An 11,009-nucleotide genomic window follows, 5' to 3' on the forward strand; every position below is an offset into this window, starting at 1 on the left:
GCCACGGGCGCCGTCTTGCTCGACATGGAGGGCACCGTCGTGCTCGCCACCGTCGTCGCTCGCCCCGAGGCCAAGCCCGGTCAGGACTTCTTTCCGCTGACCGTGGATTACGTCGAGAAGGCGTATGCGGCCGGCAAGATCCCGGGCAGCTTCTTCAAGCGCGAAGGCCGTCCCAGCGAATACGAGACGCTGACCAGCCGACTGATCGACCGGCCCATCCGTCCGCTGTTTCCCGACGGCTTCTTCAACGAAGTGCAGATCGTCGTGCACACCTTGTCGCTCAACCCGGAGGTGGATGCCGACATCCCCGCGATGATTGCGTCGAGCGCGGCGCTGGCCATCAGCGGTATCCCGTTCAACGGCCCGATCGGCGCTGCCCGTGTCGGCTACGTCAACGGCGAGTATGTGCTCAACCCGGGGCCGACCGAGAAAGCCAACTCGCGCCTGGACTTGGTCGTGGCCGGTACCGAATCGGCGGTGCTGATGGTCGAGTCCGAGGCGGACCAGCTCACCGAAGAGGTGATGCTGGGCGCGGTGGTGTTCGGGCACGAGCAGGGCAAGATCGCCATCGAGGCGATCAACGATTTGGTGCGCGTCGCCGGCAAACCCGTCTGGAACTGGCAGCCGCCGGCGCGCGACGAAGCGCTGATCGCCAAGGTCACCGAGTTGGGCGAGGAGCGCTTGCGCGCGGCCTACCAGATCCGCAACAAGCAGGCCCGCACCCAGGCCTGCCGCGAGGCCTACGCCGCTGTCAAGGCGGGCTTGGCCGAACAGGGCGTGGCCTTCGACGAGGTCAAGGTCGACGGGTTGCTGTTCGAGATCGAGTCGCGCATCGTGCGCCAGCAGATCCTGGCTGGCGAGCCGCGCATCGACGGGCGCGACACCCGCACCGTGCGTCCGATCGAGATTCGCACCGGCGTGCTGCCGCGCACGCACGGCTCGGCGCTGTTCACGCGTGGCGAAACGCAGGCATTGGTCATTGCCACCCTGGGCACCGAGCGCGATGCGCAGATCATCGACGCGCTGTCGGGCGAATACCAGGACCGCTTCATGCTGCACTACAACATGCCGCCGTTCGCCACCGGCGAGACCGGCCGCGTGGGCGCACCGAAGCGCCGTGAGATTGGCCACGGCCGTCTGGCCAAGCGCGCGCTGGTCGCCTGCCTGCCCAGCAAGGACGAGTTTCCCTACACCATCCGCGTGGTGTCCGAGGTGACGGAGTCCAACGGCTCGTCGTCCATGGCCACCGTCTGTGGCGGCTGCCTGGCGCTGATGGACGCGGGGGTGCCGATGAAGGCGCACGTGGCCGGTATCGCCATGGGCCTGATCAAAGAAGGCAACAAGTTCGCGGTCCTGACCGACATTCTGGGTGACGAAGACCACTTGGGCGACATGGACTTCAAGGTCGCGGGCACCACGCAAGGCGTGACCGCGTTGCAGATGGACATCAAGATCCAGGGCATCACCAAGGAAATCATGCAGGTGGCGCTGGCCCAGGCCAAGGAAGCGCGTCTGCACATCCTGGCCAAGATGCAGGCGGCGATCGGTGGTGCGCGTGAGGAGATTTCGGCCTACGCGCCGCGCCTGTACACCATGAAGATCAACCCGGAGAAAATCCGAGACGTGATCGGCAAGGGCGGTGCGACCATCCGCGCGCTGACCGAGGAGACTGGCACCACGATCGACATCGCCGAGGACGGCACCATTACCATCGCCTCCACCGACGCCGACCGTGCCGCCGAGGCGCGCCGCCGCATCGAGGAGATCACCGCCGAGGTCGAGGTGGGTCAGGTCTACGAGGGTCCGGTGACCAAGATCCTGGACTTCGGTGCCCTGGTCAACATCCTGCCGGGCAAGGATGGGCTGCTGCACATCAGCCAGATCGCCAACCAGCGGGTCGAGAAGGTCAGCGATTTCTTGCAAGAAGGCCAGATCGTCAAGGTCAAGGTGCTCGAGACCGACGACAAGGGCCGCATCAAGCTGTCGATGAAGGCGCTGCTCGACCGCGGCGAGGCCAGCGTGCAACAGCAGCAACAGCAACAGTGAGCGCTGCGCGTTCGTCCGGAGCCTTGTCATGGCCGCGCTGATGCAGGCGATCGAAATCACCGCCTTCGGCGGACCCGAGGTGCTGCGCCTGACGCAACGCCCCCGGCCCGAGCCGGGTGAGGGCGAGGTGCTCATTCGCGTCAGCGCCTCGGGCGTCAACCGGCCCGACGTGCTGCAGCGGCGCGGGCATTACGCCCCCCCGCCCGGCGTCTCCGATCTGCCGGGTTTGGAGGTGGCCGGGGTCATCGAAAGCGGTGACGTCGAGGCCATGGAAGCCGCCGGGCTGCGCATCGGCCAACGGGTGTGCGCGCTGGTTGCGGGGGGCGGCTACGCCGAGTATTGCGTTGCGCCGGTGGGGCAGTGCCTGCCGGTGCCGCGCGGCTGGAGCGACGTCGAGGCCGCCGGGATACCCGAGACGTTCTTTACCGTCTGGAGCAATGTCTTCGACCGCGGCCGGCTACAAGCGGGTGAGACGCTACTGGTGCAGGGTGGGGCGAGCGGCATTGGCGTGACCGCCATTCAAATGGCGCGTGCCATGGGCGCGCGGGTGCTGGTGACCGTGGGCTCGGCCGACAAGGCCGAGGCCTGTGTGCGCCTCGGTGCGGACCACGCCATCGTTTACCGCCAGCAGGATTTCGTGGCCGAAGTGGCGCGCCTGACGGGTGGTCGAGGCGTGGACGTGATTCTGGACATGGTGGCCGGCCCCTACGTGGCGCGCGAGATCGACTGCCTGGCCGAGGATGGCCGCTTGGTCATCATCGCGGTGCAGGGGGGTGTCGAGGCGGCGTTCGACGCCGGCAAGCTGCTGCGCCGACGCCTGACCATCACGGGCTCGACCCTGCGGCCGCGTCCAGTGGCCTTTAAGGCGGCGATCGCGCGCGAGTTGCGCCAGCGCATTTGGCCGCTCATCGAACGCGGCGCCATCCGGCCCGTCGTGTACCGGGTCTTCCCGGCGGCACAGGCGGCGCAGGCGCACGCGCTCATGGAGAGCAACCAACACATCGGCAAGATCGTGCTCGACTGGAGTGGCGCGGCGGCCTGATTCGGATGGAGACGACGACTGTGACACGCAAGCTTATCGCCGGCAATTGGAAGATGAATGGCAGCCTGGCGGGCAATGAGGCACTGCTGCAGGCGATCCTGGCCGGGCTGGATGCCGACACCGCGGCGGTAGACGTGGCGGTGTGTGTGCCCGCGCCGTATCTCGCGCAGGTGCAGGCCCTGTGCACGGGCAGCCCGCTCGCCTGGGGGGCGCAAGATGTCTCGGAACACGAAGCGGGCGCCTACACCGGCGAGGTCAGCGCCGCCATGTTGCGGGATTTTGGCTGCCGCTACGTGATCGTGGGCCATTCCGAACGGCGACGCGACCACGGCGAATCCGACGAGGCGGTGGCGCGCAAGGCGCAGCGCGCACTGGCCTGTGGCATCACGCCCATCGTCTGCGTCGGCGAGACCGAGGCGCAGCGCGAGGCGGGCCAGACCGAAGCGGTGGTCAAGCGCCAGCTCGCGGCCGTCATCCACACCGTGGGCCACTGCGTGTCCGAAATCGTCGTCGCCTACGAGCCGGTGTGGGCCATCGGTACCGGACGCACGGCGACGCCCGAGCAGGCGCAAGCCGTGCATGCCGTGCTGCGCGCCCAGCTCGGCGCGGCGGTTCCCGAGCCGCGGCGCGTGCGCATCCTGTACGGTGGCAGCATGAACGCGGGCAATGCGGCCGCGCTGCTGGCTCAGCCCGACATCGACGGCGGCCTGATCGGCGGCGCCTCGCTCAAGGCGGAGGAGTTTTTGCGCATCGTGCGCGCCGCGGTCTGATGCGGCGTTCGCCAGCCAATACTTTTGTTTCGTAGGAGTTTTCATGAACGTGCTTTTGACCCTGTTGATGGTGGTGCAGGTGCTGTCCGCGCTGGTCATGATCGGGCTGGTGCTCATGCAGCACGGCAAGGGCGCCGACGCCGGTGCGGCCTTTGGTGGCGGGGCATCATCCGCCAGCCTGTTCGGGGCATCGGGTGGCGCCAATTTCTTGTCACGCAGCACGGCCGTGCTGGCAACCGTGTTCCTGGCCTCGACGCTGGCGTTGGCGTTCCTGGGTTATCAGCGGCCGCAGGCGGCCAGCTCCGGCAGCGTGCTCGAGACCGTGCCCGCGGTGCCCATCGAGCCAGCGGTGCCGGCGCCGGCCCAGTCGGGTGGTGCTGCTTCGCAGATCCCGGGCCAGTGAGGTCCCGGCCGCAAGCCGCCCTTGCGGGGAATCCCCTAGCCCTGTGGGGCCCCCAGAATAGGGCGGTTTTCGGGGTACAATGCGGTCCGTCGTCGAGATGACGAACCTCGCTGGTGCGGTGCAGCCAATCCAGCCCTCGACGATGCACCCTTGCCGACGTGGTGGAATTGGTAGACACGCTATCTTGAGGGGGTAGTGGCGAAAGCTGTGCGAGTTCGAGTCTCGCCGTCGGCACCAATCCTGTTACCGATGAAGCGCCCCCAGGGCGCTTTTTGCCGGAGACGACCGTGAGCCTAGAGCAATATTTGCCCGTCCTCCTGTTCATTCTGGTGGGCTTGGCCGTCGGTGTACTCCCTCAGGTATTTGGGTATTTGCTGGGTCCCAATCGTCCGGATCCGGAAAAAAACTCCCCCTACGAGTGTGGCTTCGAGGCCTTCGAAGACGCGCGCATGAAGTTCGATGTGCGCTACTACCTCGTGGCCATCCTCTTCATCCTGTTCGACCTTGAGATCGCCTTCCTCATCCCGTGGGCGGTGGCCTTTTCGGACATCGGCGCAACGGGCTTCTGGGCGGGCGTGATGTTCCTGATGATTCTGGTCGTCGGCTTCGTCTACGAGTGGAAGAAGGGCGCGCTGGACTGGGAATGACGCAACCGTTGGCGTGACTCGACAGGCAACACCAGGAGCGGCAGATGATCGAAGGGGTTTTCAAACAAGGGTTTTTCACCACCAGCTACGACGCGGTGGTGAACTGGGCCAAGACCGGCTCGCTGTGGCCGATGACGTTTGGGCTGGCGTGCTGTGCGGTCGAGATGATGCATGCCGCCACGGCCCGGTACGACATCGCGCGCTTCGGCGCCGAGGTGTTCCGTGCCAGTCCGCGCCAGTCGGACTTGATGATCGTGGCGGGCACGCTGTGCAACAAGATGGCGCCCGCGCTGCGCAAGGTCTACGACCAGATGGCGGAGCCGCGCTGGGTGCTGTCCATGGGCTCGTGTGCCAATGGCGGCGGTTACTACCACTACAGCTATTCGGTCGTGCGCGGCTGCGACCGCATCGTTCCGGTGGATGTGTATGTCCCCGGCTGTCCGCCGACGGCCGAGGCGCTGCTGTACGGCATCATCCAGTTGCAGCACAAGATCCGTCGTACCCAAACGATCGCCCGTGTGTGACGGCGGCGCCGATGGCACTGCCCACGCACCAGGAGTAAACACGATGACCACGACGACGCAAGCCGCCGATTGGGCGGCCTTGGCAACCCAGAGCGTGCGCCCGTCCGCCGAGGCGGTACGCGACGCGGTCGCTGCTGCGCTGGGGGAGCGGATTCGCACGTTGAAAGTCAGTCATGACGAGGTCACGGTGGAGGTCGCGGCGGCGGACTACCGGGAAGTGATGCAGACCCTGCGTGACGCCCCGGCGTGCCGCTTCGAGCAGCTTATCGATCTGTGCGGCGTCGATTACTCCACCTATCGCGACGGCGCCTGGGATGGCCCGCGCTTTGCCGTCGTCGTGCATTTGCTGTCGGTCAGCCTGAATCAGCGGCTGCGCGTGCGCACCTTCTGTCCCGACGACGATTTTCCCGTCATCGATTCCGTCACCGCGATCTGGCCGTCGGCCAACTGGTACGAGCGCGAAGCCTTCGACCTGTACGGCATCGTCTTCGAGGGGCACGCCGATTTGCGCCGCATCCTCACCGACTACGGCTTCATCGGTCACCCGTTTCGCAAGGACTTTCCGCTGTCCGGTCACGTCGAGATGCGCTACGACCCCGAGCGCCGGCGCGTCATCTATGAGCCGGTCACGATCGAGCCGCGCGAGATCACGCCACGCATCATCCGCGAAGATTCGTACGGGGGGCTGCACTGAGGGCCGCACGTCCCGAGGGTTGAAACGTCATGGCTGACATCAAGAACTACACCCTGAACTTCGGCCCGCAGCACCCGGCTGCGCACGGTGTGCTGCGTCTGGTGCTGGAGCTCGACGGCGAGGTCGTGCAGCGCGCCGACCCGCACATCGGGTTGTTGCACCGCGCCACCGAAAAGCTCGCCGAGCACAAGACCTACATCCAGTCGCTGCCCTACATGGACCGGCTGGACTACGTCTCGATGATGTGCAACGAGCACGCGTATTGCTTGGCGATCGAGAAGCTCTTGGGCATCGAGGTGCCGATTCGCGCGCAGTACATCCGCGTGATGTTTGCCGAAATCACCCGCTTGCTCAATCACCTGATGTGGCTGGGCTCGCACGGCAACGACTGCGGCAGCTCGACGATCTTGCTGTACTGCTTTCGCGAGCGCGAAGACTTGTTCGACATGTACGAGGCGGTCTCGGGCGCGCGCATGCACGCGGCGTACTTCCGCCCGGGTGGGGTGTACCGCGACTTGCCGGACACCATGCCGCAGTACAAGGTCAGCAAAATCCGCAACGCGCGCCAGCTCGAGGAGCTCAACCGCAACCGCCAGGGTTCGCTGCTGGACTTTATCGACGACTTTACCCAACGCTTCCCCAAGTACCTGGACGAATACCACACGCTGCTGACCGACAACCGCATCTGGAAGCAGCGCACCGTGGGCATCGGTGTTGTCCCGCCCGAGAAAGCGCTGGCCATGGGCATGACCGGCCCCATGCTGCGCGGCTCCGGCATCGCGTGGGACCTGCGCAAGAAGCAGCCCTACGAGGTGTACGACCGGCTCGACTTCGACATCCCGGTGGGCAAGACGGGCGATACCTACGACCGTTATTTGGTGCGCATGGAAGAGATGCGCCAGTCCAACCGCATCATCAAGCAGTGCGTGGACTGGCTGCGCGCCAACCCCGGCCCAGTGATCACCGACAACACCAAGGTCGCGCCGCCCAAGCGCGAGGCGATGAAGGCCGACATGGAGGCGCTCATCCACCACTTCAAGCTCTTCACCGAGGGCTTCCACGTCCCCGAGGGCGAGGCGTACGCGGCGGTCGAGCACCCCAAGGGCGAGTTCGGCATCTACCTCGTCAGCGACGGTGCCAACAAGCCGTATCGCCTCAAAATCCGCGCGCCTGGCTTCGCGCACCTTTCGTGCCTGGATGAAATGGCGCGCGGGCACATGCTGGCCGATGCGGTGGCCATCATCGGCACCATGGACATCGTGTTTGGAGAGATCGACCGATGAGCACCGAACCCCGCACCGCCGAGCCGATGGCACTGTCCGAGGCGATACTGGCGCGCTTTGCCCGCGAGGTGGCCAAATATCCGGCTGACCAGCGGCAATCCGCCGTGATGGCGTGCCTGGCCATCGTGCAGCAAGAATACGGCTGGGTCAGTCCGGCGGCCGAGCTGGGGGTGGCCCAGTATCTGGGCATGCCACCCATCGCGGTGCACGAGGTCACCACCTTCTACAACATGTACAACCAGCAGCCGGTGGGGCGCTTCAAGCTCAACGTCTGCACCAATCTGCCGTGCCAGCTGCGCGGCGGCGGCAAGGCGCTGCAATATCTGGCCGAAAAGCTCGGCGTGCAGCCAGGCGAGACCACGGCCGACGGCGTGTTCACGCTGCAACAAAGTGAGTGTCTGGGCGCGTGTGCCGATGCGCCGGTGATGCTCGTCAACGACCGCCACATGTGCAGCTTTATGTCCAACGATCGGCTCGATCAGCTCATCGACGGACTGCGCCGCACCGCCGCGGAGGAATAGTCATGAAGGCCCATGCGCTTTTGCAACAGTTTCAGGCCACTGGGGTGCAGAGCTGCTTCCACGGCCGGCACATCGCCCCGCAGATCTACGCCGGGCTCGACGGCACCAATTGGCGCCTGAAAGACTACGAGGCACGCGGCGGCTACCAGGCGCTGCGCAAGATTCTGGGCAAGGATGGCGGCGAGGGAATGACCCCCGACCAGGTCATCGCCGAGGTCAAGACCAGCGCGTTGCGTGGCCGCGGCGGTGCGGGCTTTCCGACCGGGCTGAAGTGGAGCTTCATGCCGCGGCAATTTCCAGGCCAGAAATACCTGGTGTGCAACTCCGACGAAGGCGAGCCGGGTACATGCAAGGACCGCGACATCCTCATGTACAACCCGCACATCGTCATCGAAGGGATGGCGATCGCGGCGTACGCAATGGGCATCTCGGTCGGCTACAACTACATCCACGGCGAGATCTTCCAGGTCTACGAGCGTTTCGAGGAGGCACTGGAGGAAGCGCGTGCCGCGGGCTACCTGGGCGAGCGCATCCTGGGCAGTGACTTCAGCTTCCAGCTGCATGCCCACCACGGTTTTGGCGCCTACATCTGCGGCGAGGAAACCGCGCTGCTGGAGTCGCTGGAGGGCAAGAAGGGCCAGCCGCGCTTCAAGCCGCCGTTTCCGGCCAGCTACGGCCTGTATGGCAAGCCCACCACCATCAACAACACCGAAACCTTTGCGGCGGTGCCGTGGATCATCCGCCACGGGGGGCAGGCCTATCTGGAGGTGGGCAAGCCCAACAACGGCGGCACCAAGATCTTCTCGGTCAGCGGTGATGTCGAGCGGCCTGGCAACTACGAGATCCCCATGGGCACGCCGTTTGCCAAGTTGCTGGAGTTGGCTGGCGGCGTGCGCGGCGGACGGCGGCTCAAGGCCGTCATTCCCGGCGGCTCGTCGGCGCCAGTGCTGCCGGCCGACATCATGATGGACTGCACCATGGACTACGACAGCATCGCCAAGGCTGGGTCGATGCTGGGGTCGGGGGCCGTCATCGTCATGGACGAGACGCGCTGCATGGTCAAGTCGCTGCAGCGGCTGAGCTACTTTTACATGCACGAATCGTGCGGCCAGTGCACGCCATGCCGCGAAGGCACGGGCTGGTTGTGGCGCGTGGTCGATCGCATCGAAAACGGCCAGGGCCGCGCCAGCGACCTGGAGCTGCTCGACAACGTCGCGGAAAACATCATGGGCCGCACCATCTGCGCCTTGGGTGACGCGGCGGCCATGCCCGTGCGCGGCATGATCAAGCATTTCCGGCACGAATTCGAATACCACGTCGAACACAAGACCTGCATGGTCCCGGCGTATGTCTGAGGGAAAGCCCACCATGGTCGAAATCGAACTCGACGGCAAGAAGGTGGAGGTGCCACCGGGCAGCATGGTCATGCATGCGGCCGAAAAAGCCGGCGTCTATATCCCGCACTTCTGCTACCACAAAAAGCTCTCGATCGCGGCCAACTGCCGCATGTGCCTGGTCGACGTGGAGAAGGCGCCCAAGCCCATGCCGGCGTGCGCCACCCCGGTGTCCATGGGCATGGTCGTGCGCACCAAGAGCGAAAAAGCCGTCAAGGCACAAAAAGCGGTGATGGAGTTTTTGCTCATCAACCACCCGCTCGACTGCCCCATCTGCGACCAGGGCGGCGAGTGCCAGTTGCAAGACCTGGCGGTGGGCTACGGCGGCACGCGCTCGCGCTACGAGGAGGAAAAGCGCGTCGTCTTCCACAAGAATGTCGGTCCGCTCATCTCGATGGAGGAGATGAGCCGCTGCATCCACTGCACGCGCTGCGTGCGCTTCGGGCAGGAGATCGCCGGCGTCATGGAGCTCGGCATGAGCCACCGCGGCGAGCACTCCGAGATCGAGACCTTCGTCGGCCAGACGGTGGACTCCGAGCTGTCGGGCAACATGATCGACCTGTGCCCCGTCGGTGCGTTGACCAGCAAGCCGTTCCGTTACGCGGCGCGGACCTGGGAGCTGTCGCGGCGCAAGAGCATCAGCCCGCACGACTCCACGGGCGCCAACCTGGTGGTGCAGGTCAAGGGCGACCGGGTGCTGCGCGTGGTGCCGCTGGAAAACGAGGCCGTCAACGAGTGCTGGATTGCGGACCGTGACCGCTTCAGCTACGAGGCGCTCAACGGCCCCGATCGCCTGACACAGCCGATGATCAAGCAAGGGGGTCAGTGGCGCACCGTCGATTGGAAAACGGCGCTGGACTACGTGGCGCACGGCCTGCGGGACGTGCGCGCGCAGCACGGCGCAGGCGCGATCGGGCTGCTGGCCAGCCCACACGCCACGGTGGAAGAGCTGGCGCTGGCCAAGGCACTCATGGACGGTTTGGGCAGCCCGAACATCGATCACCGCCTGCGCGTGGCCGCGTTCGACAACGCGGCACCCGCTGGGCGCGCACGCTGGCTGGGGCGCCCGATCGCGGAACTCTCCACGCTCGACCGCGCCTTCGTCATCGGCTCCAACCTGCGCAAAGACCACCCCCTGTTCGCGCAGCGCATCCGGCAGGCGGTGCGCAAAGGGGCGCAGGTGTCGGCCCTGGTGGCCGCGCCGCCGGATTGGGCGATGCCGCTGCACCGCGTGCTGCGCGTGGCGGCAAGCGATTGGGCGGCGGCGCTGGCGCGCGTGGCCGCCGCGGTGGCCGAGGCCCGCGGTGGCGCGCTGCCGGCCGGTGCCGAAGGCGTGACGGCGGATGATGACGCGCGCGCCATCGCGCAGTCGCTGCTCAGTGGTGAGCGCAAGGCCGTGCTGCTGGGCAACGCCGCCGCGCACCACGCGCGCGCGGCCACGCTGCTGGCGCTGGCGCAGTGGATCGCCGAGCAGACCGGCGCCACCATCATCCAGCCCTTCGACCACGAGGACATCATCGCAGGTCAGGGCACAGCGACGCTCGAGCTGCTCGAGGACACACGCGCTGCAGGGATCACCCTGGACGCGCTGCTGGTCCCCACGGGTGGCGGTGGCGTGCTCGCGGGGGCCTGCCTCGCCGCCGCGGACGAGGACTTCTCCATCTATCCCGTGGAGCCCCACGGAT

General features: G+C 66.2%; 11 protein-coding genes and 1 tRNA gene. All 12 read left to right on the forward strand.

All coding sequences use genetic code 11. The annotated features are described in order from the left end of the window. A partial coding sequence (gene pnp, locus Q0716_RS01960; protein ID WP_299019078.1) for a polyribonucleotide nucleotidyltransferase occupies positions 1-2,046 on the forward strand: 2,046 nt, incomplete at its 5' end. A 28-nt stretch (positions 2,047-2,074) separates the two neighbouring features. Further along, on the forward strand, positions 2,075-3,088 hold the full coding sequence (locus Q0716_RS01965) for an NAD(P)H-quinone oxidoreductase (protein ID WP_299019080.1): 1,014 nt from the start codon (positions 2,075-2,077) through the stop codon (positions 3,086-3,088). A gap of 5 nt (positions 3,089-3,093) precedes the next feature. Beyond that, positions 3,094-3,858, forward strand: coding sequence for a triose-phosphate isomerase (gene tpiA, locus Q0716_RS01970; RefSeq protein WP_299019081.1), 765 nt, complete (start codon positions 3,094-3,096; stop codon positions 3,856-3,858). 43 nt (positions 3,859-3,901) lie between these two features. Continuing rightward, a complete protein-coding gene (gene secG / locus Q0716_RS01975) occupies positions 3,902-4,261 on the forward strand; it encodes a preprotein translocase subunit SecG (RefSeq protein WP_299019083.1) in 360 nt (119 codons plus the stop codon). 152 nt (positions 4,262-4,413) lie between these two features. Continuing rightward, a tRNA-Leu gene (locus Q0716_RS01980) sits at positions 4,414-4,498 on the forward strand. 50 nt (positions 4,499-4,548) lie between these two features. Then, positions 4,549-4,908 carry an NADH-quinone oxidoreductase subunit A gene (locus Q0716_RS01985; RefSeq protein ID WP_299019085.1) on the forward strand — a complete coding sequence of 120 codons (360 nt, stop codon included), beginning with the start codon at positions 4,549-4,551 and terminating at the stop codon, positions 4,906-4,908. Between the two features lie 44 nt (positions 4,909-4,952). Then, positions 4,953-5,432 (forward strand): NADH-quinone oxidoreductase subunit B, encoded by a 480-nt coding sequence (locus tag Q0716_RS01990; RefSeq protein WP_299019087.1) that lies wholly within the window; start codon positions 4,953-4,955, stop codon positions 5,430-5,432. Positions 5,433-5,511: 79 nt separating this feature from the next. Then, the gene (locus Q0716_RS01995) at positions 5,512-6,126 is read left to right on the forward strand and encodes an NADH-quinone oxidoreductase subunit C (RefSeq protein ID WP_299019096.1); all 615 of its coding nucleotides are present in this window, start codon (positions 5,512-5,514) and stop codon (positions 6,124-6,126) included. 29 nt (positions 6,127-6,155) lie between these two features. Continuing rightward, positions 6,156-7,409, forward strand: coding sequence for an NADH-quinone oxidoreductase subunit D (locus Q0716_RS02000; protein ID WP_299019088.1), 1,254 nt, complete (start codon positions 6,156-6,158; stop codon positions 7,407-7,409). Next, positions 7,406-7,930, forward strand: coding sequence for an NADH-quinone oxidoreductase subunit NuoE (gene nuoE / locus Q0716_RS02005; protein WP_299019090.1), 525 nt, complete (start codon positions 7,406-7,408; stop codon positions 7,928-7,930). The genes Q0716_RS02000 and nuoE overlap by 4 nt, the downstream gene beginning before the upstream one ends. Positions 7,931-7,932: 2 nt before the next feature. Next, positions 7,933-9,285: an NADH-quinone oxidoreductase subunit NuoF gene (nuoF, locus tag Q0716_RS02010; protein WP_299019092.1), complete on the forward strand. Its 1,353-nt coding sequence runs from the start codon at positions 7,933-7,935 to the stop codon at positions 9,283-9,285. 13 nt (positions 9,286-9,298) lie between these two features. After that, positions 9,299-11,009, forward strand: a 1,711-nt coding sequence (nuoG, locus tag Q0716_RS02015) for an NADH-quinone oxidoreductase subunit NuoG (RefSeq protein ID WP_299019094.1), incomplete at its 3' end; no start/stop codon positions are given.

This window comes from uncultured Tepidimonas sp. (assembly GCF_938045175.1).
GTDB lineage: Bacteria > Pseudomonadota > Gammaproteobacteria > Burkholderiales > Burkholderiaceae_C > Tepidimonas.

Coding starts and splice junctions, on each gene's coding strand:
- secG (WP_299019083.1), top strand. CDS start 3,902: ATGAACGTGCTTTTGACCCTGTTGATGGTGGTGCAGGTGCTGTCCGCG.
- tpiA (WP_299019081.1), top strand. CDS start 3,094: ATGGAGACGACGACTGTGACACGCAAGCTTATCGCCGGCAATTGGAAG.
- nuoE (WP_299019090.1), top strand. CDS start 7,406: ATGAGCACCGAACCCCGCACCGCCGAGCCGATGGCACTGTCCGAGGCG.
- Q0716_RS01990 (WP_299019087.1), top strand. CDS start 4,953: ATGATCGAAGGGGTTTTCAAACAAGGGTTTTTCACCACCAGCTACGAC.
- Q0716_RS01965 (WP_299019080.1), top strand. CDS start 2,075: ATGGCCGCGCTGATGCAGGCGATCGAAATCACCGCCTTCGGCGGACCC.
- nuoF (WP_299019092.1), top strand. CDS start 7,933: ATGAAGGCCCATGCGCTTTTGCAACAGTTTCAGGCCACTGGGGTGCAG.
- Q0716_RS02000 (WP_299019088.1), top strand. CDS start 6,156: ATGGCTGACATCAAGAACTACACCCTGAACTTCGGCCCGCAGCACCCG.